This window comes from Rhizobium sp. SG2393, from assembly GCF_042610495.1.
In the GTDB taxonomy this organism is placed as follows: domain Bacteria; phylum Pseudomonadota; class Alphaproteobacteria; order Rhizobiales; family Rhizobiaceae; genus RU20A.
Genome location: NZ_JBHGAP010000001.1, coordinates 900754 through 926659 on the forward strand (window position 1 = coordinate 900754; position 25906 = coordinate 926659).

Consider the following 25906-nt stretch of genomic DNA (forward strand, 5'->3'; position numbering starts at 1 on the left):
ATGATATTTTTCAACTTTTTGTATCATTAGGGATCAATTACTTTCAAAGCGTTAAGCACGGATCGTTGTGGCAAAACAATTCGCACCCCGGCTACGGGTGGATGCACCCAGAAATGAACGCAACGCAAAAGCGGGAGGCGGCAAAGCCAGCCTCCCGCTTTGGTTGCGAAAGCATCAGCCGACGGTTCAGGCCGGGCTGATCATCGTCTCGGGACGGACGACCGCGTCGAACTCCTCGTTGGTGACGTAACCGCCACCCACGGCCTCCTCGCGCAGCGTCGTGCCGTTCTTGTGGGCCGTCTTGGCGATCTTGGCGGCATTGTCATAGCCGATCTTCGGCGCCAGCGCGGTGACGAGCATCAGCGAGCGGTCGAGTGCTGCCTTGATGTTGTCCTCGCGGGCCTCGATGCCCTCGACGCAATTGTCGGTGAACGAGATCGCGGCATCGGCGAGCAGCTGCACCGACTGCAAGAAATTGTAGGCCATCAGCGGATTGTAGACGTTGAGCTCGAAATGGCCCTGGCTGCCGGCGAAGGTGAGCGCCGCGTGGTTGCCGAACACCTGCACGCAGACCTGCGTCAGCGCCTCGCACTGGGTCGGGTTAACCTTGCCCGGCATGATCGAGGAGCCCGGCTCGTTTTCCGGCAGCGAGAGTTCGCCAAGACCGGACCGCGGACCGGAGCCCAGGAAGCGGATGTCGTTGGCGATCTTGAAGAGCGCCGCCGCCGTGGCGTTGATCGCCCCGTGGGAGAAGACCATGGAATCATGCGCGGCCAGCGCCTCGAACTTGTTCGGCGCGGAGGTGAAGGCAATGCCGGTGATCTTGGCGATTTCGGCCGCCACCTGCTCGGCAAAGCCGACCGGCGCATTGAGGCCCGTGCCGACGGCGGTGCCGCCCTGTGCCAGTTCCTGAAGGCCGGGCAGCGTCATCTCGATACGCTTGATGGAGGAGGCAACCTGCGCCGCATAGCCGGAGAATTCCTGGCCGAGCGTCAGCGGAGTCGCATCCTGCGTATGGGTACGGCCGATCTTGATGATGTGGTCGAAGGCCTTCACCTTGGCTTCCAGCGCCGCATGCAGGTGCTTCAGCGCCGGCAGCAGGTCATGGATGACGCGTTCGGCGCAGGCAATGTGCATGGCCGTCGGATAGGTGTCGTTCGACGACTGGCTCATATTGACGTGGTCGTTCGGGTGAACGGGCTTCTTCGAGCCCATCACGCCGCCCAGCATCTCGATGGCGCGGTTGGAGATCACCTCGTTGGCATTCATGTTGGACTGCGTGCCGGAGCCCGTCTGCCAGACGACGAGCGGGAAGTGCTCGTTGAGCTTGCCGTCGATGACTTCCTGCGCTGCCTTGACGATCGCCTCGCCGACGGCCGGGTCCAGGCGGCCGAGCGCCATGTTGGTGCGGGCGGCGGCCTGCTTGACGATGCCGAGCGCACGCACGATCGCCAGCGGCTGCTTTTCCCAGCCGATCTTGAAGTTGCCGAGCGAGCGCTGCGCCTGGGCACCCCAGTAGCGGTCGCTGGCCACGTCGATCGGGCCGAATGTATCTGTCTCGGTGCGCGTGGAGGTCATGCCGTCTCCTGCCTTCGTCCTTGTTTGACGCGCCGGCCGGCATTTGCCGCCCTCTCTCCGGCGCTTTCGGGGCCCTTCTGTGGACCATTGCAAGCGACCTTGTAAAGAGACGGCGCAGGGGCTTTGCGCCCTACAATCGTTTAGAGTGACGGCGCCTGCGATTTTGATGCCGCCACCCCGTTCCGGGCGCCGGAGGAGCGCCACGATCCCCTTGCCCGGCGCCCCTGTTGCAAAATTGCCGCCGTTGCCGGCGACGTTTTCGGACCCACAGATTTTCTTGGATTTTTTGTCATCACCGGTTCCCCGGGAGACAGCGCGTTTTCTTTTCATTCACCATCCTTTCTTATAGGTTGATGGACGTGGGGCGACGCGCGACGGCAGACCGTTTCCCGCGGTGAGCAAGACAGGGAATTCACGACCGATGAAACTGAAGACGACCGCGGCGTTTTGCGCCCTCCTGGCGGGCTGTGCCCTTGTGACCCTCGATGCGCGGCCGGCAGCGGCCTTGACGCTGATGGACATTATTCGTGGCGGTCGCCCGCGCGTCAGCGAGCAGGCCCCGCCGCAGGCGTCGGAAACCAGCCTGCCCGGCGTGTCCCAGGGCATGGCCATCGAAGAGCCGCGGGCAAAGCCTGCGCCTGTGCAGAAGATCACCGGCCCGCGCTACTATACCTACAAGGCAGAGCCGCTGCGCCGCATCGCCACCGCCGGCCTAATTGCCCCGACGATCGCGAGCCAGACGGTGGCCGATCCGGTCGTGACGGGTTCGCTCGACAGCGCCGCAACGCCGACTGTTGAGACGCCGGCCGCCTCCGGCGCGCGCCCGGTCGCGGCGTCCGTCGATGTCCGCGCTCCGGCCGAGATCGCCAAGGCGGTCGAAAGCTTCTATGCCGGCCATGCCGGCCTCGTCTGGGTGGATGGCAACGGCGTGACGCCGAAGGCGGATGCCGTCATCGCGATGCTGGCCCGCGCCGAGCGCGTCGGCCTTGACCCCGCCGACTATGCCGTGGAACGTCCGGCAAATGCCGCCGAGACGACCGATATTGCCGCCCGCCAGAGCGAACTCGTGCGCTTCGACGTGGCGCTGACGGCCGCCGTCGCGACCTATGCCGCCGACACGATCCGTGGCCGCATCGATCCCAACAAGATCTCCGGCTATCACGACTTCAAGCGCAAGGATGTCGACCTCGTCGCGACGCTGAAGACGATCGCCACCTCGGATGCCCCGGCCTTCGCGCTGACGCAGCTCAATCCGTCCAGCCCGCAGTTCATGGCGCTGATGCGCGAGCTGTCCACGCTCGAAGGGGCCGGCGACGGCGCGCCGCGCATCACCATTGCGCCCGGCACGCTCCTGAAGCCCGGCCAGAGCAATCCGGAACTCGCCAATATCGTCGCCGCCATCAAGGCAAAGGGTTCCGACGCGCTGAAGGCCGCCCATCAGGCAACGCTCGCAGCCTATCAGGGCACGCCGGACTACACGCCGGAACTGGTCGCGCTGGTCGAAGCCTTCCAGAAGGAACACGGCCTGAAACCCGACGGCGTCGTCGGCAATGCCTCCATCCGCATCATGACCGGCGGCGACAGCAATGCCGCCCGCATCGACAAGGTCAAGATCGCCATGGAGCAGGCCCGCTGGCTGCCTGCCGATCTCGGCAGCCGCTACGTCTTCATCAACCAGCCGGCCTTCCAGGCCTATTACCACGAAGCGGGCCGCGAGCAGTTCGCCATGCGCGTCGTGGTGGGCTCGAAGAGCAACCAGACCTACTTCTTCCAGGACGAGATCCAGACCGTCGAATTCAACCCCTACTGGGGCGTTCCGCAGTCGATCATCGTCAACGAGATGCTGCCGAAGCTGCGCAACGACCCGTCCTATCTCGACCGCCTGGGTTACCAGGTCGAAGTCGGCGGCCGCGCCGTCGCCTCCTCTTCGGTCAACTGGTACGGCTCCACCGCAGGCGTTGCCGTGCGCCAGCCGCCGTCGAGCGACAATGCGCTCGGCGAGCTGAAGATCCTCTTCCCCAACAGCCATGCCATCTACATGCATGACACGCCGTCGAAGAGCTTCTTCAAGAAGGACATGCGGGCGCTGAGCCATGGCTGCGTGCGCCTTGCCGAACCGCGCAAGATGGCCGCCGCCGTGCTCGGCACCACCGTCGAGGATATCGGCCGCCAGATCGCCGGCGGGGCCAACAAGGCCGTCTCCACGCCGAAGATCCCGGTCTACGTCTCCTATTTCACGGCCTGGCCGAACAAGGACGGCAAGGTCGAATATTTCGACGACGTCTACGACCGCGACATGTACATGCAGCGTGCCTTCGACGCGACGACAAAGGCCCGCAAGGCTCAGGGCTGATAGGGGCAGAACATCGCCCAGCTCACCGTCATCCTCGGGCTTGACCCGAGGATCCACACCGCAGGCTCAGCGTTTGCCGCAGGGATGCTCGGGTCAAGCCCGAGCATGACGGAGGAGAAGGTGGCGCGTCACCGGATTGAACAGTCAACGGATCATCCTGAAACATGAGGTGCCCGCTGGCAGGCTCCCCTTTCACCCACGCTCCGTCGTCTTCGACCGCAAGCACGGTTCTGCCTGCCCACCGCAACCCGCCCACCGCAACCCGCATGCTGCATGTCGCAATCCGCCATCAATCCGCCCTGCCCGCTTTGCATTATGCCTCTGACCGCGCCATATAATGCCGTACCCCGCGCGGCAGGATCAGCAGACCCGTGAACAGCATCGCCACACCGACGACCGGAACCGCCATCGGCGGCGCAAACGAGCCGATGGTCGATCCCTTCGGCCGGGCCGTCACCTATCTGCGCGTCTCCGTCACGGACCGCTGCGATTTCCGCTGCACCTATTGCATGGCGGAAGACATGACCTTCCTGCCGAAGCGCGACCTGCTGACGCTGGAGGAGCTCGACCGCCTCTGCCGCGCCTTCATCGCCAAGGGCGTGCGCAAGCTGCGCCTGACCGGCGGGGAGCCGCTGGTGCGCAAGAACATCCTGTTCCTCATCCGGGCGCTGTCGAAGGAGATCGAAGCCGGCAGGCTGGACGAGCTGACGCTGACCACCAACGGCTCGCAGCTTGCCCGCTTCGCCGCCGAGCTGGCCGACTGTGGCGTCAAACGCATCAACGTCTCGCTCGATACGCTGGACCCGGAGAAATTCCGCCGCCTGACCCGCTGGGGCGACCTCTCCCGCGTGCTCGAGGGCATCGACGCCGCGCAGGCCGCCGGCATCGCCGTCAAGATCAATGCGGTGGCGCTGAAGGGCGACAACGAGGCCGAAATCCCGGACCTCATGGCCTGGGCCCACGGACGCGGCATGGATCTGACGCTGATCGAAACCATGCCCATGGGCGAGATCGACGCCGACCGCACCGACCTCTACCTGCCGCTCAGCAAGGTGCGCGCCGATCTGGCGGAGCGCTTCACGCTCACCGACAGTCCCTACCGCACCGGCGGCCCCGCCCGTTACGTCACCGTCGCCGAGACCGGCGGCCGGCTCGGCTTCATCACGCCGATGACCCATAATTTCTGCGAGAGCTGCAACCGCGTGCGGCTGACCTGCACCGGCACGCTCTACATGTGCCTGGGACAGGAGGATGCGGCCGACCTACGCACGGCGCTGCGCGCCAGCGAGGATGACGCGCATCTTTCCGCCGTCATCGATGCGGCCATCGCCCGCAAGCCGAAAGGCCATGATTTTGTCATCGATCGGCGCAATCGTCCTGCCATCGGCCGCCACATGAGTGTCACCGGCGGCTGATCGCCTGCCGCCAACCCCGCCAGCCATCCAGGGATCCGGAGCCTGCCCATGCGCCGCCTCATCTGCGCCTTCGCCCTCACGCTTCTTGCTACCGCCCCGGCCCTGTCGGCGGAGCGCCCGGCCGGATTGAAGGAGGCGGAGGACGTGGCGAAGAAGGCGCTCGGCGTCGATTGCCTGATGCGCGATCCCGAGGAAACGCCCGTCGTTGCCGATGGCACGGAGGACGCGGCCGGCCACACCGTCTATACCTTCAAGTATCGTCCGAGCTGGTACACGGCCGATCAGCCGGATGCGGAGGCGACCCTCTACAAGCTGCTCTGCTCCATCGGCGCCTACAATCTGCAATTCGCCTTCGTCATCAAGACGCAGGACGACGAGACGCCGCGCCTGCTGTCCTTCGCCAGCCCCGATCTCGGCCTCGACTACGCCGACGACGAGCAGACCAAGCTAAAGAGCCCGCCGCGCATCACCGGCTACAAGGCGACGAGCATCCTCGTCAACGCCCGCTTCGACCTGGCCACCCGGACCATCACCAGCCGCGGCCTGTGGCGCGGCATCGGCGACGCCTGGGACCACGGCCGCTGGGAGTTCAGGGACGACAGCTTCGTGCTCACCCGCTACGAGGTGAACCCGACCTTCGACGGCTTCGACAATGAAAAGACCGACGAAGGCATCGTCGTGCTCGACTTGGCGGAGAAGCCGAAGCCCTGATCGCAGCCGCCCTCAGCCGGCCCGCTCTTCAGCCTCCGCCGCCCATTCCGGCAACGGAAACAGCCAGTCGTAGGCGAGATTGAAGGCATAGGCGTAGACGACGTAGAAGACCGAGAAGGACACGTCCATCACCAGCGCCTGCCAGAGCGACGCCTGCAGATACCAGGCGATGAACGGCACCAGCACGATCAGAAGCCCCGCCTCGAACAGCACGGCGTGCCAGACGCGCGCCCACCAGGATTTCTGCGTCGAGCCGGTCAGCCGCTTCAGCGCCATGTCGAAACCGACATTGTAGAAGAAGTTCCACCCCGTCGCGATGGTGGCGCTGACAACGGTCACCACACCGATGTCATCGAGCGGCATGTGGAACGCCAGAGCGCCGAGCGGCGTCACGAGCAGAAGCCCGATCACCTCGAAACTGATGGCATGACGAATACGGTCGGGAAGCGTGCGCATGGAAAGACCTCCGATAAGCCCGGGTCGTCCCGTGCGAAAAGACCCCGTGACAGGGCAGAGGCCGTCCTCTTTCAACGCGAGCGGATATAGCAAGGGTGGGGCGAAAAGGCAACTTTCGGGCTGTGCGGGCGCCGGGGTTGCCAGACATTGACGGTCAGGCAGACGCGATCCACACTCTGCGAAACCATGATGGAGACCGCCATGCTCCCATTGATCGTCACGGCAGACGGACAGGTCACCCTGACGCCCGAATTGATGCTGCATCTGGGTATTCCGGCCGGTGGAACGCTGGTTGTCGAAGCGCTGCCGGACGGTTCGGTGAAACTCGGTGGAAACGGGCCCGCCAACACGCTCGACGCCTTTTTCACCCTCCTCGACGGGACGCCCCGTCGCGCAACGCCGCTCGGCATCGACGAGATCAACCACCTGACCGCTGCCGGATGGGCGGGGCGCTTGAGCGACGATTGAGGAAGCTCAGAGCACATCGCCGTCCCCGCCCAGACGATCAAGTCTCGCCTATGTCTGCGGACGCGTCCTGTAGGCGTCCAAAAGATCCTCTATCGGCACGCCGTCCAGCGTGGCGCCATACAGACGGCAATCGCTGAAGATGGCGCCGGAGAGATTGATGTGCTGGAAGGTCGATCCGGCAAGGTTCACGTCATTTACATGCCAGCCGGTCATGTTGCTGTCATTGAAGCGGGCACCGGAGAAGTTGATCTGGTTGAAGGACGTGCCGGAGAGATTGGCGTCGTTGAAACGCGACCCGGAAAGATCCGTATCGTTCACGTCGAGCCGTTCCGTCGTGCGATGCAGACGCATCGCTTCGCCGACGACGGAAAACGATAGCGGCCTGTCGACCGCCGACGAATCCAGTTCCGCAGAAAAACCGTTCCAGTCCCTGAAGCCGAATTGCCGGGCGATCAATTCGAGGCAGTCGCTGTGGGAAAGATCGATCTTGCGCTCGGCAAGCGCCTGGCGCAGGGTCTTCGCCATCGCCTTGATGCCATGTGTCCTGAACATGCCAGTTCCTTTCGGGCGATCTCTGCGTCAGGGCTCACATTGCTGACCGATCGCCAAGGGCTGGCGTTACGGAACCGTGTCTCGTCACATGCATTCACCAGACCGGGAACCGGCGTGAGCGGCGGGCTGCACGAAGCCACAACCAGTCCTGCATTTTGGTGCTGGCCTGTCAACCCGCCACACAAAACATAACCGGCGGCCCTTTCGAGCCGCCGGCCAAAATTCAGTCCCCGGCGCTCTGCCCGGTGCTCCTCAAGCCTTACGCCGCGTGGCGCCGATACCCCCCGCCGACGGTGCGCGTGCCGGTCTTGAAGCGCTCGATCTTCTCGTTCAGCGCTTCCACCTGGCTGCGCAGCGTGTGGATTTCGGCGGTGCTTTCCTCCACCATCGCGGCGTTCTGCTGGGTCAGCTGCTCCACTTCGTGAACGGCGGTGTTGACCTCGTTGAGGCCGCGATACTGCTCCGCGGCAGCCGCCTCGATGGTGCTGACGAGGCCGTGGATCTGGTTGATGTGCTCGTTGATGACGCCGAGCGCCTTGCCGGTATCCTCGACCAGCGACACGCCCTCGCGCACCTGTCCGGCGCTTTCGGAAATCAGGCCCTTGATCTCGCGGGCCGCACCCGCGCAGCGCTGTGCCAGTTCCCGCACCTCCTGCGCGACGACCGCAAAGCCGCGACCGGCCTCCCCGGCGCGCGCCGCCTCGACGCCGGCATTCAGCGCCAGCAGGTTGGTCTGGAAGGCGATTTCGTCGATGACGCCGATGATGGTGCCGATCTTCTCCGAGGAGCGGTTGATCGCGGCCATGGCGGCAACGGCGCGCGTCACCACCTCGCCGGAATGGCGGGCATGGGCCGAGGTCTCGTCGACCGACAGCGTCGTGCGCCGCGCGCTGTCGGCGGTGCCGCGCACGATCTCCGTCAGTTCGCGCAGCGCCCGCGTGCTCTGCTCGAGCGCTGCGGCCTGCTGTTCCGTGCGCCGCGCCAGATCGTCCGACGAGGAGGCAAGGTTGCCGGTCGCGCCGTTGATTTCCTGCGTCACGTCGCGCACGTCCGAAAGCGTGGCGCGCAGCGCCTCGACGGCGGCATTGTAGGTGCGGGCCATGACGACATAGTCCGCCGGCAGGCTTTCGGCCATGCCGGCCTCCAGATTGCCTTCCGCGAGCTTGGAGAGCACGTCGGAGAGCGCTTCGAGCGCCTGCATCTGTTCGGCTGCGACGCGAGCCCGTTCGCTGGCCTGACGTGCTTCCTCTTCTGCCGAGCGCGCACGCTGGGCCTCCGCCTCCCGCTCCAGGCGAATGGTCTGGCGGGCATTGTCGCGGAAGACGGCGACGGAGCGCACCATGTCGCCGATCTCGTCGCCGCGCTCGCGTCCGTCGATCTCGATGTCGAGTTCGCCGCGCGCCAGCCGCGTCATCACATCCGTCACGCGCTTCAGCGGACCACGCAGCGTTTCCACCAGCATCAGGCCGCCGATGATCGCCAGCACCGTACCGGCCACCATGGCGAAGATCGAGAGGTTGGCCGACGCCTGGCTGTCGCGCTTGCCGGCTTCCTGGGCGGTGGAGACGAAGGCCTCCAGCGTCGCGGAGGCGCCCGCGACCAGCGCCTGCGCCTTGCCGCGAGCCTCGACCCAGCTGGCGCCGACCGAAATGGCGCGCGCGCTGTCCTTCTCGATCACGGCCAGCAGCGGCTCCAGCTTGCCGCTGAGATCGCGCAGGGCATTGTTGCGCGCACCCTTTTCGGCAAGCTCGGCCGTGGTGGCGCGCAGCGTGGCAAGGTCGGCCATCAGCGCATCGCGGCTCGGCTGGTCGAGCTTGCGGTGCAGTTCGCTGACATGCAGGGCAGCCGAATCCATGGCGCTGAAGGTCGCGCTCATCAGCCCCACCAGGTCGCGCAGCACCGTCACGGTCGCATCCATGGAAACGAAGCGCGTCGCCGCCGTGTTGGAGAACTCGGCGCCCTGCTTGATGAAATCGGCCTCGTATTTGGCGAAATTGCTGAGCACGGGCACCAGTGCCGTCTTCTTGGCCACGTCATCCTCGGGGCCGGCGATGATCGCCGCCACCTTGTCGGCGTCCGCCTTCACGGCGGCGATCTGCACCTTGATCTTCTTCGAGGCGATGGCATCGGCCTCGCCGATCTGCTTCAGGAGATGCGGAAGATAGGTCTTGGCAGCGGCAATGCGCGCCTCGGGCGTGGCGGCCATGGAGACCGGCAGGCGGAATTTCTTGATCCGGTCGGCCAGCCCCTGCGAGGCGGCGGCATCGAAAAGCAGCGCCTTGGCAAAGCCTTCCTTGTCGCCCGCTTCCTTGCGCACGAGATCGAGCTGCTTGCGCGCCGTCTCGCCGGCGGTCTTGACGCCGTCGAGCGCCCCGGCCAGTTCGTCCGTCACCTGCCGGCGCTCCTGTTCGATCGTCCAGAGACCATCGAGCGCACCGCTCATCTGCTGCGGAAGCGCCAGAACCGGGGCGATCTCGGCGCGATCCGACGCCTCCGTCAACAGACCGTCCAGCGACTTCACGCCCGTGTCGAGCTCGCCGATGGCAGCCGTCAGCTTGCCCCGCGCCGTCTCGTCGGGCTGGTCGATAAAGCCCTGCAGCGCGGAGCGCAGGGCCTGGAAATCCGACAGCGTGCTGATGGTTTCGCGCGTCACCGTCATATGGCCGTTCAGCGTCGTCGCGGTAAAGTAGCCGACAAGCCCGATGCCCGCGATCAAGGCCACGAGCGGCACGACGAAAAGCAGCACCTTGGTGATGATTCTCAGGCGCTGGAGAAGGCGATCGACGAAACCCATGATAATCCCCGATTGATTTTCGTTCATTGCATCGACCACCACCGGTCTCCCCCCGGTCGGCGCCGCGCGCACCGCCCCCCGGACGGCGCAACACGGCCGCGCGATGCGGCGATGTCGAAACATCCCCAGATTGATCCGGTTCGAATAAATTTTTACTTACCAGCGCATCGCTACAAGTCGGGCTGTCCTGACCTGACACTCCGCAAAAATCGGGGTGCTCCAGCCGGTTCTGCCGAGAATTTTGGGGCATGACGGCTTTTCAGGCGGGCCGCATGCTATATGACACCGTGACGAAGGTGGCCTGACCGCCGGCACGCTGCCGGAGAGCCGCCGAAGACCAGCACGGAAGCCGAATGCCCGCCGCCTCATCTCTCTCAGCCAATGTCAAAGGCGTCATCTTCATGGCCCTGGCCATGGCCGGCTTCAGCATGAACGACGCGCTGGTGAAGTCCGTCACCGGCGAGATGGGCACCGCGCAGATCATGTTCCTGCGCGGCCTGATGACCTCCGTCCTCGTCATCGCGCTGGCCTGGCATTTCGGCGCGCTGCGCCCCGGGCGCGTGGCGCTGACCCCGGTGCTCGGCCTGCGCATTCTCGCCGAGGTCGGCGCATCGCTCACCTATATCAGCGCGCTCGGCCAGATCCCGCTTGCCAATGCCGCGGCCATCCTCCAGGCCCTGCCGCTCGCCGTCACGCTGGGTGCCGCCCTCTTCCTCGGCGAACCCGTGGGCTGGCGACGCTGGCTCGCCATCATCGTCGGCTTCATCGGCGTGCTCATCGTGCTGCGCCCCGGCCCGGAAGGCTTCACACCGGCGGCGCTGAGCGTCGTCGCCTGCGTCGTCTTCGCCGCGATCCGCGATCTGTGCACCCGGCGCATCGCCCGCGAGGTACCGTCCCTCTTCATCACCGTGCTGACATCGGTGGTCATCACGCTCGTCGGCGCGGCCCTCATCGTGCCGGGCGGTGGCTGGAAGCCGGTAAGCCTCGCAAGCCTCACCCATCTCGCCGGCGCCAGCTGCCTGCTGCTCATCGGCTACCAGTGCATCGTGCTTGCCATGCGCAATGGCGAGATCTCCTTCGTCGCGCCCTTCCGCTATACGAGCCTCATCTGGTCGATTGGCCTCGGCCTCGTCTTCTTCGCGGAAGTGCCCGATATCTGGATGATTTCGGGCATCCTCGTCATCGTCGGTTCGGGCCTTTACACCTTCTACCGCGAAAACCGCCGCCGCGCCGCCGCGATCGCCCAGTCGGCCGAGCCGGTGACACCGAAATGAGCGCGGCCCGCCCCTTGCCGGCCGTCATCCTCGCGGGCGGCCTGTCGCGCCGCATGGGCACGGACAAGGCGGCGGTGATGCTCGCCGGCCGCCCTCTGCTCTCCCATGTCCTCGCCCGCCTCGCCCCGCAGGCCGCCCCGCTCGGCGTCAACCGGCCGGACACGGGAACGAGCGCACCGGATGCGCCCGCCTTCAGCCTGGTGCCCGACCATCTCCCCGACCGCCCGGGACCGCTGGCCGGCATCCATGCCGCCATGCTCTTTGCCCGCGAACGCGCCTGCCCCGCCGTGCTCACCACGCCGGTCGATGCGCCCTTCATCCCGACAGACGTCGCCGCCCGCCTCGCGGCAGCCCGCGAGAGCGCCAACGATCCCGACCGAACCGTCATCGTGGCCGAAAGCGCCGGCCGCACCCACCCGGTCGCAGCCCTCTGGCCCGCAGCCCTTGCCGAACATCTCGCCGCCTTCGTCGCCACCGACGAAAAGCGCCGCGTCACCGGCTTCCTCGCCGGCCTCAGGACCGTCAATGTCGAATTTGCCGTGACGGACACGCCGGAAGGCCCGCTCGATCCCTTCTTCAACATCAACACGCCGGAGGATCTGGCAAACGCCGCCCGCCTCCTGCCCTACGCCTGATAACGCCAATGACCGACCGCCTGAAACGCCCCCCGATCCTCGGCATTGCCGGCTGGAAGAATTCCGGCAAGACCGGCCTCACCGTCCGTCTCGTGGCGGAACTGACGCGTCGCGGCCACCGCGTCTCCACCGTCAAGCACGCCCACCACGATTTCGACATCGACAAGGTCGGCGCCGACAGCTTCCGCCACCGCGAGGCCGGCGCCCATGAAGTCACCATCGTCTCCGGCACCCGCTTTGCCATCATGCACGAATTGCGCGGCGCCCCCGAACCGGGCTTCGAGGAAATCCTCGCCCGCCTCGCCCCCTGCGACATCGTCATCGTCGAAGGCTACAAGCGCGAACCGATCCCGAAAATAGAGGCCCGCCGGCTGGACGCCGCCAACCGCACCCCGCTCGCCGCCCTCGATCCCCACATCATCGCCATTGCCGCCGACCACCCGGTCACCGACACGAAGCTCCCCGTCTTCGACCTCGACGACACGCTGGCGCTTGCCGATTTCGTGGAGACGATCACCGGCATCGGCGCTGCGGACATGGATGAGGAAACGGGCGGAAGGGATTCGGCGGATTAGGTTTTGGTGCGGTAGGTGGGTGGGGCACCCCCCTCTGTCCTGCCGGACATCTCCCCCGCAAGGGGGGAGATTGGCTGGGCGCCTCCGCTCGCTTTCACCTCAACGTTCTCAGGCCTTCTGACTGACGGGAGCCGTCCACACAACGCTGTGGCCTCTGTCAGGGCAAGAGCCATCCGCTGGCGGATCTCCCCCCTTGCGGGGGAGATGTCCGGCAGGACAGAGGGGGGGTACGCCGCCCAGCACACCACCAGCACACCGCCAGCACACCGCCAGCACTCCGCCAGCCCACCTGCCGCCTCACTCCGTCGTCCCGTCCGTCCCCCGCGCCCCCGTATCCTCCAGCCGCACGAACCGGTAACCCCGCGCCTTGAGGTCGAGAATGCCGCGCACGACGCCGGCGCCAGCCTCGCGGCCCGGCTGGTTGAGATGGGCGATGATGACATCCCCGTCCCGCGCCTTCGAAAAGGCCCGCTCCGCCGCAGCGGCCCCGAGCAGCGCGCCGCCATCGCCATTGATGGAGTAGCCGGCCACCGTCAGCCCCAGCCCGCGGATTTCGGCGATCGCCGAGGGCGAGTATTTCGCGGTCGCGCCGCGGAACCAGCGGGGCGGCTGGAGGCCGACGGCGGCAATGGCGCTGGCGCCGCCCGTCACCTCGCTTGCGACTGCCGCGGCACTGCCGGCCGCCGCGATGCCGTAGACCTTCACGGGACGATCGACCGCCGGCACATGCTCGGCGCCGTGATCCTCGATTTCGAAGAGATCGGGATGGGCGGCAAAGAGTGCGGCCGTCGGCGCGTTGCGGCGCAGCCAGCGGGCCGTGACGAAGATGGTGGCGGGGATGCGGTTGTCGACGAGCGTGGAGAGAATGCGCTCATCCGTCTTGCCCATGCAGGCATCGAAGGTCAGCGCCACGCGCGGCGCGTCCTTGGACGCTTCCGCGATCCGCAAATTGAGCCGCGGCTCGACCAGCCCGTCCTGCCCGGCCATGGCGGCGACAGGCGCACAGGAAAGAAGAACCGCGAGCGCGAGGCCGGCACGGGGGAGAACAGTAGGAAACGACATGGCGATGGTACCGTCAAACGAGAACCGGCCCGCGCGAGGGCGGGCCGGCTTTCGAGATCGTCCATCACTGTGGCGGCAGCATGTCAGCCCGCCACGCGGGCGTCAGTTCGCCTGGGCGTCAGTTGGCCTGGGCAACCGGGCGCACCAGCGGCGTCACGCGGCGGATGGTCACGCGGCGGTTCTGCTGTTCGGCCTCGCTCGTGCGCACCTTCAGGAAGCGCTCGCCATAGCCCTGCGTCACGAGGTTCTCCGGCGGAATGCCGTAGACTTCGGTGAGCAGCACGGCAACGCTTTCCGCACGCTTGTCCGACAGGATCAGGTTGGACTGGTCCGAGCCGACCGCATCCGTGTGACCCTCGATGAAGAAGGTCTCGCCCGGATCCTTCTTGAGGATCTGGCTCATGGCGTCGGCCACCTTGCGCATGGTCTTGGCCTGCGTCATCGAGACTTCGGCGCTGCCCGTGGCGAAGGTGATCGTGTCGAGGTCGATACGGCGCACCTTGTCACGCAGGCGGGCCGAGGTGCGGACTTCGTCGATCGTGTAGACGCGTTCCACGCGCTCCACCGGCGGCTCCGACAGGAACTCGTAATAGTCCCGGTTCGGCTCTTCCGAATAATCGACGATATAGTCGCTGACGGGAATGCGCAGGCGCATCGGCGGCAGCTCGTAGCCGACATCCACCAGTTGCGGACGACGCGGGCCTTCATCGGCCTCCGGCGCGTAGATCAGCAGATATTCTTCCCCGTCGCGGCCGATGCGCGAACGCTGGATCACGTCGCCATATCGGTTGTAGACGGTAACGATCTGGACGCCGTTCTCGCGCACGATGGTCTCGCGGGTGCGGCCACGCGACAGCTCGTCGTAGTAGACCTCCTGCGAGTCGCGGCGCAGGCGCGGGCGCTCGTCGCCGCGCACGATGATACGGTCGCCGACGGCCAGAACCGTGCGATTGTCCACCTGCTGCTCGACGCGGACCTGCGTCACCTCATTGTTGATGACGGTGTTGTTGTTGTTCACGACCGTGTTGTTCGTGGTGTTGTTCACCTCGGTATTGTTGGTCGTGTTGTTGATCACCGTGTTGTTGATGACGGTGTTGTTGATGATGTTCGTCGTCTGCGGCACGGCAAATTGCGGCGCTTCCTGCACGCGGGTGCCCTCTTCCGTCAGGCGCGCCTTGACGGTGGCGGGATCGACGGTCTGGCCTTCCTGCGCAAGGGCAGCCTGCGCGTCGGCGTCGGTGGTCGGAGGCGGCGCCTGTTCCTGGGCCTGCACCTCCTCGCGCAGCGCACGGCGCTGCTCGCGCGCCGCCTGTCCGCCCTGCAGATCGGCGTCCTTGTCGCTGTCGAGCACGGCCGCACCGTTTTCGACCGGAAGCACGATCGTGTCGTTGGTCGAAGCCGGATCGGCGGCAATCTGCTGCTTCTGCTCCTCGGTGCGGTTGTCGACGACGGGCTCGACCGGCTGCGGTGCCGGCTGCTGGGCCTGCTGGTCAGCCGGCGGCTGCTGCGCCGGGTCGGCGGGCTGCTGGGCCTGATCGGTCACCGGCGGCTGGGCGGCAGGCTGCTGAGCCTGGTCGGCCGGCGGCTGCTGGGCGGGGTCGGCAGGCTGCTGCGCCTGATCGTTGACGGGCGGCTGCTGCGCGGGCTGCTCAGCCTGATCGGGAGCCGGTGCCGGAACCGGGCAGTCGGCCGGACGCTCCGCACCCTCGGGCACGGCGCAAGGATCGGCCGTCTGCTGCTGCTGTTGCTGCTGCTGGGCCTCCTCGGCGGCCTTCTGCTCGGCCTGCCGCTTCTGTTCTTCGGCAGCCTGCTGCTCGGCCTGGCGCTTCTGCTCTTCGGCGGCCTGCTGTTCGGCCTGGCGCTGCTGCTCCTCGGCGGCCTGCTGCTCGGCCTGACGCTTCTGCTCTTCGGCAGCCTGCTGTTCGGCCTGGCGCTTCTGCTCCTCGGCAGCCTGCTGCTCGGCCTGACGCTGCTGCTCTTCGGCAGCCTGCTGTTCGGCCTGGCGCTGCTGCTCCTCGGCGGCCTGCTGCTCGGCCTGACGCTTCTGCTCTTCGGCAGCCTGCTGTTCGGCCTGGCGCTTCTGCTCCTCGGCAGCCTGCTGCTCGGCCTGACGCTGCTGCTCTTCGGCAGCCTGCTGTTCGGCCTGACGCTTCTGCTCTTCGGCAGCCTGCTGTTCGGCCTGACGCTTCTGCTCTTCGGCAGCCTGCTGCTCGGCCTGGCGCTGCTGTTCTTCGGCGGCCTGCTGTTCGGCCTGGCGCTGCTGCTCCTCGGCAGCCTGCTGTTCGGCCTGGCGCTTGGCCTCTTCCTCGGCGGCCTGCCGCTTGGCTTCCTCTTCGGCCGCCTGCTGCTGCTGAAGGAGCAGCAGTTCTTCCTGGCTCGGACCGCCGTCAGCCGGTTGTCCTTCGGCCTGCGCCAGTTCGAAAGCCTGCGTCAGATCCTTGGCCAGTGCCGGCGGCACGGCAACGGCGAGTGCCAGCCACGGCATCGCCACGGTCGCAAACAGCTTGCTACGATAGGTCATCCTGTTTCCTCTCGGCTTTTGTCATGGCGCGCGTTTCGTGCCGGAAACGGGCCTTTGTCGTCATCCGTCTGCCTGTCGAAACGGGCGGCAACGGGGCAAATTCAGCGACATCCGCGGACAGTCTCTGTCCGGCACGCGGATGCCTTCGAGACCATCACGGGTAGCGCCGCCGCGCTTAACCTGGCCTGAACGTAGTGTTCATCTTTCATTCGCAAAGGGGGGAGCGGAAGTTTCAGACAGTCGCGCGGGCCGCCGGACGAGTTTGGCGGAAGAGCCGCATTTTGGGGTTGATTTCGCCCCGGCAGGCGTAGAAGTATCTGACAAGGCCGCAGAAATAGATGTGCGCCTGACGGCCCCGGCAGAGCACAGCGTCGCGCCGGGATCGATAACAAAGGGGATTTTGATGCGTATGTTCGCAAAACTGGCTGGCGCCGCCACGGCTGCCGTGATCGCATTGTCGGCGGGTTCGGCCCTTGCCGATGGCGAGAAGATCGTCATGGGCACGGAAGGCGCCTATCCGCCCTTCAACAATCTGGAAGCCGACGGCTCCCTCACCGGCTTCGACATCGACATCGCCAAGGCGCTCTGCGCGGAGATGAAGGCCGACTGCACCTTCGTCACGCAGGAGTGGGATGGCGCGATCCCGGCGCTGAACGCCAAGAAGTTCGACGCCTTCATCGCCTCGATGTCCATCACCGCCGAGCGCAAGCAGAAGGTGGACTTCACCAAGAAGTATTACAACACGCCGCCGGCCATCGTCGTGCCGAAGGATTCGACCATCACCGAAGCGACCGAGGCCGCCCTGTCCGGCAAGACGCTCGGCGCCCAGTCCTCCACCACCCATTCCAACTATGCCGAAGCGCATATGAAGGGTGCCGAACTCAAGCTCTATCCGACCGCCGACGAGTACAAGCTCGACATCGCCAATGGCCGTATCGATGCCGTCATCGATGACGTCGTGGTGCTCTCGGAATGGCTGAAGACCCAGGACGGCGCCTGCTGCAAGCTGCTCGGCACGCTGCCGGTCGATCCCGTCATCAACGGCGAAGGCGCCGGCATTGCGGTGCGCAAGGGCGACGATGCCCTGCGCGAAAAGCTCAACGCCGCCATCGACGCCATCCGCGCCAATGGGAAGTACAAGGAAATCAACGCGAAGTATTTCGACTTCGACGTCTACGGCGGCTGATTGCCCTTCGGGATGCCCGGCCTGAGGCTCGCGCCGGGCATCCCCATATCGACTGAAAACAACAACAAGAACAGCCGGCTGGCCATGCCGCGCATCGCGCGATGCCAGACGACGGGCTGAGGGGAAAAAATCGGCATGAGCGGTCTTTTTGCCGCCATCTCATCCGCCATCGGATGGGTCCTGTCCATCATCGATCCGTTCTGCGGTCCGCTCGGCCTGTTCCGCTGGCTGGCAGGCGATACGCTGCTGGCCTGCGGCGATACCGGCTGGGGAGACGAGATCGCGCAGGGCTTCCTCGTCACAGCCTCGCTCGCGATTGCGACCCTTCCGGTCGGCCTGGCCATGGGCTTCTTCATCGCGCTCGCCAAGCGCTCGACAGAACCGCAGCTCAGGCTGGCAGCCAACATCTACACCACCATCTTTCGCGGCCTGCCGGAGCTTTTGACCCTCTTCATCGTCTATTACGGCCTGCAGATCCTCGTGCAGCAGGCACTGGCCGCCCTCGGCTATGAAGGTGCGGTCGAGATCAACACCTTCTTCGCCGGCATGATCGCGCTCGGCGTCGTCTTCTCCGCCTATTGCTCGGAAGTGCTGCAATCGGCCTTCCAGGCTATTCCGCGCGGCCAGTACGAGGCCGGCGAGGCGCTCGGCCTGCGCCGCGGCCAGACCATGCGCAAGATCATCCTGCCGCAGCTGGTCCGCATCGCCCTGCCCGGCCTCGGCAATCTCTGGATGGCGCTCCTGAAGGATACGGCGCTCGTCTCCGTCATCGGCCTTTCCGACATCCTGCGCCAGACCGGCATCGCGGCCCGCGTCACCAAGCAGGCCTTCGAATTCTTCGGCATCGCCTGCCTGCTCTTCCTGGTACTGGCCTTCCTCTCCTCCGTCATCTTCGCGGCCATCGAGCGGCGCTTCAACCGGTCGGAGGTACGCCGATGAGCCATGTGACGACGCTCATTCCGCCTGCCCCGCCGCCGCCGGCCGAAGCCCGGCCCTACACGCTGCAACGCTTCCTCGGCTCGGTCGCGCTCGGCATCTGGCTGGCGCTGTCGATCGGTATGTTCCTCACCATCGTCAACGGCTGGGATCCGGAGAAATTCACGAAATACGGCCCGAGCCTCCTCTCCGGCCTCGGCGTCACGCTGACGCTCGTCGGCACCTCCATCGTGCTCGGCGCGCTTCTCTCGCTGCCCATCGCGGCGGCGCGCATGTCCAGCAATCCCGTCGCCTCCTGGGCCGCCTATATCTACATCTACCTCTTCCGCGGCACGCCGCTGATCACGCAGCTCTTCCTGATCTATTACGGCTTCGGCAGCTTCCGCCCGGAGCTGGAGGCGGTGGGGCTCTGGTGGTTCTTCCGCGAGGCGTGGAACTGCGCGCTCTTCGCCTTCGTGCTCAACACCGCCGCCTACCAGGCCGAAATCCTGCGCGGCGCCATCAATTCCGTCGCCCGCGGCCAGCATGAGGGTGCCGCCGCCCTCGGCCTGCCCCGGCGCGTCGCCTTCTACAAGGTCATCCTGCCGCAGGCGATGATCGTGGCGCTGCGTCCCTATGGCAACGAGATCATCTTGATGGTCAAGGGCTCGGCCATCGTCGCCATCGTCACCGTCTTCGACCTGATGGGCGAAACGCGCCGCGCCTTCTCGCGCACCTTCGATTACCAGATGTATCTCTGGGCGGCCGTCCTCTACCTGATGATCGTCGAAATCCTGCGCAACCTCTGGAACTGGCTGGAACAGCGTCTGACGCGGCACCTGAAGCGGTGAGCGCCCGTCACGCAAACCCCTGCCGCGCGGCCGGGTAAAACCTCAGCCGGCCAGTGCGCCCGGCTGGCTGACGGATGGCTGGCCAACGGCCGGTTGGTTGGCCGGCAGCGCCCCGCTTTGCTCGTCCAGCCAGTCCAGCATGCTGCGCGCGACGCTCGGCCAGCGCTCGTCGATCATCAGCATGTGCGACGTCTGCGGGAAGATCACGGGCGCGGTGCCGAGCCGCCGCGCCGTGCGCTCGACATCCCCCACCGAGATGAAGCGGTCCTCGCGGGCCCCGATCACCAGACGCGGCATGGCCGCATCCGGCAGACCCGGCGGCAGCTTCAGCAGCATTCCCATCAGCGCCAGAAGCGATTCCGCCCCGCACTGGTCCAGCACATAGTCATACTGCGTCTCGACCGGACCGCGCGACAGCAACAGATGCCGGAACGCATCCGCATCATCCACCAGCGGCGAGAGATCGAGCCGGGCAAGGCATTTCATCACGCCGAGCGGACTTGCCTTCAGCGATGCGAAAAAGCCCGACCAGCAGCCGTAATGGGGCACGGAGGCCATGAGGACGAGCCCCGACAGCGCCTGGCGCGCCGCGACATGCTGCGCGATCAAACCGCCCATGGAGTGGCCGATAAGGATCGGCGCCCCGAGACGGCGCACGAACCGGGTGACATCGTCCACATAGCCGCCGATCGTGCCGAGCTTGATATTGCCCTCGCTGTGTCCGTGGCCGCGCAGGTCGAGCGCGAAGCAGTCGTAACCGGCCCGCGCGAAGGCGGGCATGAAGTATTTTTCCCAGTACCAGGTGGACGACCAGGCGCCGTGCACGAACAGCATGTCGCCGCGCCGCGGACCGGCAGCCGCCCTTAGGCAGCGGCCGGCGATCGTTCCCCTGGAGCCCTCGATGAAGAACTCCTCCATGGCCGTCATTCCGCTGCGGCGAGCGTCTGGGACCGGTAGGACGGCGCGGTCGTCACGGGCCGGGCACGCGCCAGCTCCGCTTTCAGCCGCGCGCGAAATGCCATGTCGTTGACCGTGATCGTATGGCGCGGCGAATCCACCTGGTGCACGTCCGGGTGGGCGAGTTCCTGGTCGATGAGCGCGGAGAGCGGCCTGGCCGGCTCCCACAGGCCGGCCAGATGGCGGGCGGCCAGCTTCGATTGCAGCTCGGCGCCCGGCCAGATGCAGCCGATCGGCTGGAAAAGGCCGATGAAATAGAGGTTCTTCAGCCGCTCCGGAATCATCTTCTGGTAAAGCCGCACCGGCCCCTTCGACAGATCGATCAGCGAGGGATCGAGGAAGGGATGGGTGATGTGATAGCCGGTGCAGGCCACCACCACGTCATATTCCTCCGACGTGCCGTCGACGAAATGCACGCGGTGCCCCTCGAACCGCTGGATGTCGCGCTTTGGGAAGACCTTGCCGTGGCGGATGGCGAGATAGAGATCCGAATTCAGCGTCGGATGCGTCTGCATCAGCTCGTGATCGGGCTCCGGCAGGCCGATGTCGCGATTGTGCCCCTGCGTCATGAGCAGCAGCCACTTGAACAGCCTGAGCTGGATGCGCTTCGGCAGCCACTGCAGCTGGTAGTACAGCTTGTCCACGGGCCGGCCGAGCATGAATTTCGGCACGAGATAGTAGCCGCGCCGCCAGCTGATCGATGTCTTCTTCGAAACGCGCGCCGTCTCCACCGCCACGTCGCAGGCCGAGTTGCCGCCGCCGATCACCAGCACCCGCTGGTCGGCGAAGGGCGCGGCGCGCTTGTAGTCATGGGAATGCATGATCTTGCCGGCAAACACGCCGGGATAGCTCGGCATGCGCGGCGTGTGATGGTGGCCGTTGCACACACAGACGGCATCAAAGATCTCCGTGCGCGTCTCCGTCTCCCCGCTGCGGCGCCAGGTCACCGCCCAGCGATCGCCCGGTTCCGGCGCGCAGCGCGTCACCTCGGTCTCGAAGCGGACGACCCGGTCCACCCCGAACCGCGCCGCATAATCGGAGAAGTATTTTGCCAGAATCCGGTGCGACGGATAGTCGGCCACATCCGCAGGCAGCGGAAAATCCTCATAGGACGAGGTGTGCCGCGAGCTGATGATATGCGTGGTCTCGAACACGCTGGAATGGCCGGTCGGATCGTCGAAGCGCCAGTTTCCACCCACGCCCTGGCATCGGTCGAAACCGACAACCTCGAAACCCAGATCCATGAAATTCTTGATCGCCGTGATGCCCGCAGGCCCGGTGCCAATGACAGCCACTGTCTTCGTCATCTCTGTCTCCTCCCAGAAGAATGAAGGGAGCTTGACAAAAAATGACGGATGCGTCAATTATTTTATGACGTATGCGTCATTTTGCTGTGGCACGAGACTGTGCGACAGTGGGCCATGACCCTGACGAAACGCGAATCGAACAAGCTCGCCAACCGCGCCGCCATCCTCAACGGAGCGGTGGATGTCTTCATTTCCTTAGGCTTCGGCGCCGCCACCGTGCGCGACATCGTGCGCGCCAGCGGGCTGGCAATCGGCTCCTATTACAATTACTTCGACAGCAAGGAGGATGTCTTCGCCGCCCTCGTGGAGGAGATCATCACGCCGCTCGCAACCCGGCTGAAGGCCTCCCGGCGCGAGGCCCGCACAGTCGAGGACTTCGTCCGCGGCCCCTTCGGGATCGCCATGGATTTCGCGCTCGAAAATCCCCGCCCCGCCGCGCTGATCGCCCGCAACCAGACCCTCTTTCGCGAGACCTTCTACCTCGGCCGAGCCGCGACTCTCGTCCAGCGCGACCTTCAGACGGATCTGGAGGCCTGGGTTGCCGCCGGGAAAATGGCGCCGCACGACAGCGCGCTGATGACGGATGCCATGCTGGCGCTCGGTTTCGACGTCGTCGTGCAGGCCGCCCTGTCGCAGACCCGCCACCCGGCGCGGCTCGACTTTCTCGTCGATCTCTTCTGCAGCCGCCTGGCCCCGGCAAGCGGCACCGCCTCGCCGACCGACAACCGCTCCCGCCCCGACGTGATCGATCCCGCGCCAGGACATCCGGCAGGCACGCACCCGTAAAGCATGTCAGGCAATCGGCGCTGACCCTAGCGCCCCGCCGCCAGCCGCTCTGCGCGGCCCTTGCGGTACTGCGCCGGCGAGACATCGTGCCAGCGCTTGAAAGCGCGGGTGAACGCGCTGATCTCGGCATAGCCGAGCCGTTCGGACAACTGGCCGATCTGGAGATCGGTGTTGACGAGATAGTCTTCCGCCATGTCGCGGCGCACCTGGTCGACGAGATCGGAAAAGCTGGTATTCTCCTCCGAAAGCCGGCGCCGCAGCGTCCATGCCGGGATCGACAGCACCTCGCTCACCATCGGCAGGTCCACGGGACGCACCGCGAGATTGTCGCGGATCGTGGTGCGGATGCGATCGATGAGCGACGGCGGCGTGTTGCGCAGGCCAAGGCCGGTCAGGTTGGCGCACAGAAGCTGCAGCAGTCGCGGATCGGCATGCGGCATCACGCCTTCGGCCGCCTCGCCGCGAAACACCAGCGCATTGGTGGGCTGGTTGAACAGCACCGGCGCACCGAATGCCCGTTCGATGTCTCCCACATTTTCGCTCGCGCCGTGTTCGACATGCACCGCCTCCGGCGCCCAATGCGTGCCGGCTGCCGAGCGGAAGACGTTGCAGAACATGCCGAGCGTGATCAGCGCATCCTGCGACCGGTCGGCAATGCGCTGGCTGTCGATCCGGTAGGTGAGATGATAAAGCCGCTCATGGCGGTCGAGCGTCGTGATGGTCTGCTGCTGGTGATAGCCGAAATAGCGGGCGAGATTGGCGGCAGCGTCGAGAACAGTCGGCGACGAGAGCGCGATATAGCCGATCAGCCCCAGCATCTCCGGCGTGAACTGCTGGCCATAGTCCAGCCCGAAATTCGGATCGCGGCTGCGCCGGGCGGCCTGCTCCATCACCGCGCAATACTGATCGAGCCCGATCGTCGCCGTCGGCGTTTCCAGCACCTGCGGGTCAAGTCCGACATTGCCGAACAGGCTGTCGGCGCAAAGTTTGCGGCTGGCAAGGAAGTCGACGAGCCCCGTGCCTGCCGCGGCAAGCACCTGTACGGATCCCGATCGCGAGGAGATGCAAGGCATTGCGTGCTCCCGTTTCCTTATCCGGCAACATTAGTCGAGCCTGTGAGCAAGTGCAACATGGCGGGGGCCGAACGGCGTTGCATTGCTCCCCAGCGTCAAAACTTTGCACCGCGCCGTCAAGCCGAAGGACCCGGCATGAAGTAGACATTCGTCAAATGCGGGATGAACCGCCCCGGGACGGCCCGCCCTTGACGAGGGAGACTCTGCATGGCCTTCAGGACCACGCTCGGCACGCAGCGCTACGTGTATGACGATCTCCGGCAGGTGCTGGCGCGCGCCTCGCACCGCCGCTCGGGTGACGATCTCGCCGGGCTTTCGGCCGAAACCGACGCCGAGCGGATCGCCGCCCGCTACGCGCTGGCCGACATTCCGCTGAAGACTTTCCTGACCGAAGTCGTCGTGCCCTACGAGGCCGACGAGGTCACCCGCCTCATCATCGACAGCCACGACGACACGGCCTTCGCGCCCGTCGCGCATCTGACGGTCGGCGGCCTGCGCGACTGGCTGCTTGCCGCCGACAGCGCGGCCCTTGCAGCAGTCGCCCCCGGCCTCACGCCCGAAATGGTCGCCGCCGTCTCCAAGCTGATGCGCAATCAGGATCTCATCGCCGTCTCCCGCAAGTGTCGCGTCGTCAAGGCCTTCCGCAACACGCTCGGCCTGCCAGGCCGCCTCGGCACGCGCCTGCAGCCCAACCACCCGACGGATGATCCGCGCGGCATCGCCGCCTCCGTGCTCGACGGCCTGCTCTACGGCGTCGGCGACGCCGTCATCGGCATCAACCCGGCCACCGACAACATCCCGAACGCCATCGCGCTGATGGAGATGCTGGACGAGGTGCGCCAGCAATACGACATCCCCGCGCAGACCTGCGTGCTGACCCATGTCACCAACGCCATCGAGATCATGAACCGCGGCGCGCCGCTCGATCTCGTCTTCCAGTCCGTTGCCGGCTCCGAGGCCGCCAACCGCTCCTTCGGGATCGACCTTGCGGTGCTGCGCGAATCCTACGAGGCAGGCCTTGCGCTGAAGCGCGGCACGGTCGGCCAGAACATCATGTATTTCGAAACGGGACAGGGCTCGGCCCTGTCGGCCAACGCCCATCACGGGGTCGATCAGCAGACGATGGAAACCCGCGCCTACGCGGTCGCCCGCGCCTTCGATCCGCTGCTGGTCAACACGGTCGTCGGCTTCATCGGTCCGGAATATCTCTATGACGGCAAGCAGATCATCCGGGCCGGCCTGGAGGATCACTTCTGCGGAAAGCTGCTCGGCCTGCCGATGGGCTGCGACGTCTGCTACACCAACCACGCCGAAGCCGACCAGGACGACATGGATCAGCTGATGACGCTGCTGACGGTCGCTGGCGCCACCTTCCTCATCGCCGTGCCGGGCTCCGACGACATCATGCTCAACTACCAGAGCCTCTCCTTCCACGATGTGCTCTATCTGCGCGAAACGCTGGGTGTCAGGGCCGCCCCGGAATTCGAGGTCTGGCTCGACCGCATGGGCCTTGCCACCCCGGAAGGGGGCATCCGCGAACTCGCGGTCGGCGATCCCCGCATGTCGCGTCTTCTGTCCAATGCGAGGCTGGTGGCATGAAAAAAGAACCCTTCAACGACGTGATCCCGAATTCCGATCCCTGGTCGCGGCTGCGCGCGGCAACCAAGGCCCGCATCGGCCTTGGCCGCTCCGGCCATGCCATGCCGCTCGAGGCCGTGCTGGATTTCCAGCATGCCCATGCCAGCGCGCGCGATGCCGTGCATCGTCCGCTCGATGTGGACGCCCTTTCCCGCGACCTTCACCCGCATGAGGTGATCCGGGTCCGCAGTGCCGCACCCGACCGGCGCACCTATCTCACCCGCCCGGACCTCGGCCGCACGCTCGGCGACGAGACCGCGACCGGTCTGGATGCCGCCGGCCGCGGCTTCGACATTGCCTTCGTCATCGGCGACGGCCTCTCGGCCACGGCGGTGCAGATGCACGCGGCAGCCCTCGTCAAGGCCTGCGCGGAGCGCCTTCCGGGCTTCCGCATCGCCCCTGTCGTCATCGCCACCCAGGCCCGCGTCGCGCTCGGCGACGATGTCGGCGAAAGGCTCGACGCCCGCCTCGTCGCCATGCTGATCGGCGAACGCCCTGGCCTCAGCGTCGCCGAAAGCCTGGGCGTCTACCTCACCTTCGGCCCCCGGCGCGGCCGGCGCGACGACGAGCGCAACTGCATTTCCAACATTCACGGCAAGGGCGGCCTGTCCTACGTGGACGCCGCCAACAAGCTTGTCTGGCTGGCAACCGCAGCACTCAGGCTCGGCCTCACGGGCGTCCAGCTGAAGGACGACATGGGCGCCGGCACGACGCTCGACCAGACGACCGCACAGGCCGAACTGGAGGCCGCCGCGAAAACGGAGTAATCCCCCCACCCCGATCACGCTCATCAATCATA

At 65.9% G+C, this 25906-nt stretch carries 23 protein-coding genes; 13 read left to right on the forward strand and 10 right to left on the reverse strand.

The features are described 5' to 3' along the window. Nucleotides 1-186 precede the first annotated feature (186 nt). On the reverse strand, nt 187-1578 hold the full coding sequence (gene fumC, locus ACED18_RS04285; protein WP_377289314.1) for a class II fumarate hydratase: 1392 nt from the start codon (nt 1576-1578) through the stop codon (nt 187-189). 421 nt (nt 1579-1999) lie between these two features. Between fumC and ACED18_RS04290 the strand changes: the two genes are divergently transcribed. From ACED18_RS04290 to ACED18_RS04300, 3 genes are all read left to right on the forward strand, one after another. Further along, entirely contained in the window at nt 2000-3931 is a 1932-nt protein-coding gene (locus ACED18_RS04290; protein WP_377289316.1) for a murein L,D-transpeptidase, read from the forward strand. Between the two features lie 428 nt (nt 3932-4359). Then, the gene (gene moaA / locus ACED18_RS04295; protein ID WP_377291031.1) at nt 4360-5346 is read left to right on the forward strand and encodes a GTP 3',8-cyclase MoaA; all 987 of its coding nucleotides are present in this window, start codon (nt 4360-4362) and stop codon (nt 5344-5346) included. Nucleotides 5347-5394: 48 nt separating this feature from the next. Continuing rightward, nucleotides 5395-6057: a DUF1176 domain-containing protein gene (locus ACED18_RS04300; protein ID WP_377289318.1), complete on the forward strand. Its 663-nt coding sequence runs from the start codon at nt 5395-5397 to the stop codon at nt 6055-6057. Between the two features lie 12 nt (nt 6058-6069). Here ACED18_RS04300 and ACED18_RS04305 read toward each other — a convergent pair whose 3' ends face one another. Next, on the reverse strand, nt 6070-6513 hold the full coding sequence (locus ACED18_RS04305; RefSeq protein ID WP_377289320.1) for a PACE efflux transporter: 444 nt from the start codon (nt 6511-6513) through the stop codon (nt 6070-6072). Between the two features lie 201 nt (nt 6514-6714). Between ACED18_RS04305 and ACED18_RS04310 the strand changes: the two genes are divergently transcribed. Next, nucleotides 6715-6981 (forward strand): AbrB/MazE/SpoVT family DNA-binding domain-containing protein, encoded by a 267-nt coding sequence (locus tag ACED18_RS04310; RefSeq protein WP_377289322.1) that lies wholly within the window; start codon nt 6715-6717, stop codon nt 6979-6981. A gap of 48 nt (nt 6982-7029) precedes the next feature. On the opposite strand, the gene ACED18_RS04315 is transcribed toward ACED18_RS04310, so the two are convergent. Both ACED18_RS04315 and ACED18_RS04320 read right to left on the reverse strand, forming a co-directional pair. Beyond that, on the reverse strand, nt 7030-7533 hold the full coding sequence (locus ACED18_RS04315; RefSeq protein WP_377289324.1) for a pentapeptide repeat-containing protein: 504 nt from the start codon (nt 7531-7533) through the stop codon (nt 7030-7032). 259 nt (nt 7534-7792) lie between these two features. Then, nucleotides 7793-10327: a methyl-accepting chemotaxis protein gene (locus ACED18_RS04320; protein ID WP_377289327.1), complete on the reverse strand. Its 2535-nt coding sequence runs from the start codon at nt 10325-10327 to the stop codon at nt 7793-7795. Nucleotides 10328-10680: 353 nt separating this feature from the next. Between ACED18_RS04320 and ACED18_RS04325 the strand changes: the two genes are divergently transcribed. Genes ACED18_RS04325 through mobB form a run of 3 tightly spaced genes read left to right on the forward strand, consistent with a single transcriptional unit; the run spans nt 10681 to nt 12811 of the window. Then, a complete protein-coding gene (locus ACED18_RS04325; RefSeq protein WP_377289329.1) occupies nt 10681-11601 on the forward strand; it encodes a DMT family transporter in 921 nt (306 codons plus the stop codon). Then, nucleotides 11598-12236, forward strand: coding sequence for a molybdenum cofactor guanylyltransferase MobA (gene mobA, locus ACED18_RS04330; protein ID WP_377289331.1), 639 nt, complete (start codon nt 11598-11600; stop codon nt 12234-12236). The genes ACED18_RS04325 and mobA overlap by 4 nt, the downstream gene beginning before the upstream one ends. Before the next feature lie 8 nt (nt 12237-12244). Beyond that, the gene (gene mobB / locus ACED18_RS04335) at nt 12245-12811 is read left to right on the forward strand and encodes a molybdopterin-guanine dinucleotide biosynthesis protein B (RefSeq protein ID WP_377289333.1); all 567 of its coding nucleotides are present in this window, start codon (nt 12245-12247) and stop codon (nt 12809-12811) included. A gap of 297 nt (nt 12812-13108) precedes the next feature. On the opposite strand, the gene ACED18_RS04340 is transcribed toward mobB, so the two are convergent. After that, the gene (locus tag ACED18_RS04340) at nt 13109-13873 is read right to left on the reverse strand and encodes a polysaccharide deacetylase family protein (RefSeq protein ID WP_377289335.1); all 765 of its coding nucleotides are present in this window, start codon (nt 13871-13873) and stop codon (nt 13109-13111) included. Nucleotides 13874-13991: 118 nt separating this feature from the next. Continuing rightward, a complete protein-coding gene (locus ACED18_RS04345) occupies nt 13992-16394 on the reverse strand; it encodes an OmpA family protein (RefSeq protein ID WP_377289338.1) in 2403 nt (800 codons plus the stop codon). Nucleotides 16395-16797: 403 nt separating this feature from the next. On the opposite strand from ACED18_RS04345, the gene ACED18_RS04350 reads away from it, so the two are divergent. Next, nucleotides 16798-17580, forward strand: coding sequence for an ABC transporter substrate-binding protein (locus tag ACED18_RS04350; protein WP_377289340.1), 783 nt, complete (start codon nt 16798-16800; stop codon nt 17578-17580). Here the strand turns inward: ACED18_RS04350 and ACED18_RS04355 are convergent. Then, nucleotides 17568-17717 (reverse strand): hypothetical protein, encoded by a 150-nt coding sequence (locus tag ACED18_RS04355; protein WP_377289342.1) that lies wholly within the window; start codon nt 17715-17717, stop codon nt 17568-17570. The genes ACED18_RS04350 and ACED18_RS04355 overlap by 13 nt on opposite strands. On the opposite strand from ACED18_RS04355, the gene ACED18_RS04360 reads away from it, so the two are divergent. Then, a complete protein-coding gene (locus ACED18_RS04360; RefSeq protein WP_377289344.1) occupies nt 17716-18519 on the forward strand; it encodes an ABC transporter permease in 804 nt (267 codons plus the stop codon). The genes ACED18_RS04355 and ACED18_RS04360 overlap by 2 nt on opposite strands. Then, complete coding sequence (locus ACED18_RS04365; protein WP_377289346.1) at nt 18516-19346, forward strand: ABC transporter permease; 831 nt, start codon at nt 18516-18518, stop codon at nt 19344-19346. The genes ACED18_RS04360 and ACED18_RS04365 overlap by 4 nt, the downstream gene beginning before the upstream one ends. Before the next feature lie 42 nt (nt 19347-19388). On the opposite strand, the gene ACED18_RS04370 is transcribed toward ACED18_RS04365, so the two are convergent. After that, nucleotides 19389-20264: an alpha/beta hydrolase gene (locus ACED18_RS04370; protein ID WP_377289348.1), complete on the reverse strand. Its 876-nt coding sequence runs from the start codon at nt 20262-20264 to the stop codon at nt 19389-19391. A 5-nt stretch (nt 20265-20269) separates the two neighbouring features. Next, nucleotides 20270-21610: a flavin-containing monooxygenase gene (locus ACED18_RS04375; protein ID WP_377289350.1), complete on the reverse strand. Its 1341-nt coding sequence runs from the start codon at nt 21608-21610 to the stop codon at nt 20270-20272. Between the two features lie 114 nt (nt 21611-21724). Between ACED18_RS04375 and ACED18_RS04380 the strand changes: the two genes are divergently transcribed. Next, nucleotides 21725-22396: a TetR/AcrR family transcriptional regulator gene (locus ACED18_RS04380; protein WP_377289352.1), complete on the forward strand. Its 672-nt coding sequence runs from the start codon at nt 21725-21727 to the stop codon at nt 22394-22396. A gap of 26 nt (nt 22397-22422) precedes the next feature. Here ACED18_RS04380 and ACED18_RS04385 read toward each other — a convergent pair whose 3' ends face one another. After that, nucleotides 22423-23433, reverse strand: coding sequence for an AraC family transcriptional regulator (locus ACED18_RS04385; protein WP_377289354.1), 1011 nt, complete (start codon nt 23431-23433; stop codon nt 22423-22425). 243 nt (nt 23434-23676) lie between these two features. On the opposite strand from ACED18_RS04385, the gene ACED18_RS04390 reads away from it, so the two are divergent. Further along, entirely contained in the window at nt 23677-25068 is a 1392-nt protein-coding gene (locus tag ACED18_RS04390) for an ethanolamine ammonia-lyase subunit EutB (RefSeq protein WP_377289356.1), read from the forward strand. Next, nucleotides 25065-25874 (forward strand): ethanolamine ammonia-lyase subunit EutC, encoded by an 810-nt coding sequence (gene eutC, locus ACED18_RS04395; protein ID WP_377289358.1) that lies wholly within the window; start codon nt 25065-25067, stop codon nt 25872-25874. The genes ACED18_RS04390 and eutC overlap by 4 nt, the downstream gene beginning before the upstream one ends. Nucleotides 25875-25906 lie beyond the last annotated feature (32 nt).

Coding starts and splice junctions, on each gene's coding strand:
- ACED18_RS04300 (WP_377289318.1), top strand. CDS start 5,395: ATGCGCCGCCTCATCTGCGCCTTCGCCCTCACGCTTCTTGCTACCGCC.
- eutC (WP_377289358.1), top strand. CDS start 25,065: ATGAAAAAAGAACCCTTCAACGACGTGATCCCGAATTCCGATCCCTGG.
- fumC (WP_377289314.1), bottom strand. CDS start 1,578: ATGACCTCCACGCGCACCGAGACAGATACATTCGGCCCGATCGACGTG.
- ACED18_RS04340 (WP_377289335.1), bottom strand. CDS start 13,873: ATGTCGTTTCCTACTGTTCTCCCCCGTGCCGGCCTCGCGCTCGCGGTT.
- ACED18_RS04390 (WP_377289356.1), top strand. CDS start 23,677: ATGGCCTTCAGGACCACGCTCGGCACGCAGCGCTACGTGTATGACGAT.
- ACED18_RS04375 (WP_377289350.1), bottom strand. CDS start 21,610: ATGACGAAGACAGTGGCTGTCATTGGCACCGGGCCTGCGGGCATCACG.
- ACED18_RS04325 (WP_377289329.1), top strand. CDS start 10,681: ATGCCCGCCGCCTCATCTCTCTCAGCCAATGTCAAAGGCGTCATCTTC.
- ACED18_RS04305 (WP_377289320.1), bottom strand. CDS start 6,513: ATGCGCACGCTTCCCGACCGTATTCGTCATGCCATCAGTTTCGAGGTG.
- ACED18_RS04310 (WP_377289322.1), top strand. CDS start 6,715: ATGCTCCCATTGATCGTCACGGCAGACGGACAGGTCACCCTGACGCCC.
- ACED18_RS04380 (WP_377289352.1), top strand. CDS start 21,725: ATGACCCTGACGAAACGCGAATCGAACAAGCTCGCCAACCGCGCCGCC.
- mobA (WP_377289331.1), top strand. CDS start 11,598: ATGAGCGCGGCCCGCCCCTTGCCGGCCGTCATCCTCGCGGGCGGCCTG.
- ACED18_RS04315 (WP_377289324.1), bottom strand. CDS start 7,533: ATGTTCAGGACACATGGCATCAAGGCGATGGCGAAGACCCTGCGCCAG.
- ACED18_RS04350 (WP_377289340.1), top strand. CDS start 16,798: ATGCGTATGTTCGCAAAACTGGCTGGCGCCGCCACGGCTGCCGTGATC.
- mobB (WP_377289333.1), top strand. CDS start 12,245: ATGACCGACCGCCTGAAACGCCCCCCGATCCTCGGCATTGCCGGCTGG.
- ACED18_RS04370 (WP_377289348.1), bottom strand. CDS start 20,264: ATGGAGGAGTTCTTCATCGAGGGCTCCAGGGGAACGATCGCCGGCCGC.
- ACED18_RS04290 (WP_377289316.1), top strand. CDS start 2,000: ATGAAACTGAAGACGACCGCGGCGTTTTGCGCCCTCCTGGCGGGCTGT.
- ACED18_RS04345 (WP_377289338.1), bottom strand. CDS start 16,394: ATGACCTATCGTAGCAAGCTGTTTGCGACCGTGGCGATGCCGTGGCTG.
- ACED18_RS04320 (WP_377289327.1), bottom strand. CDS start 10,327: ATGGGTTTCGTCGATCGCCTTCTCCAGCGCCTGAGAATCATCACCAAG.
- ACED18_RS04355 (WP_377289342.1), bottom strand. CDS start 17,717: ATGCCGATTTTTTCCCCTCAGCCCGTCGTCTGGCATCGCGCGATGCGC.
- moaA (WP_377291031.1), top strand. CDS start 4,360: ATGGTCGATCCCTTCGGCCGGGCCGTCACCTATCTGCGCGTCTCCGTC.
- ACED18_RS04360 (WP_377289344.1), top strand. CDS start 17,716: ATGAGCGGTCTTTTTGCCGCCATCTCATCCGCCATCGGATGGGTCCTG.
- ACED18_RS04365 (WP_377289346.1), top strand. CDS start 18,516: ATGAGCCATGTGACGACGCTCATTCCGCCTGCCCCGCCGCCGCCGGCC.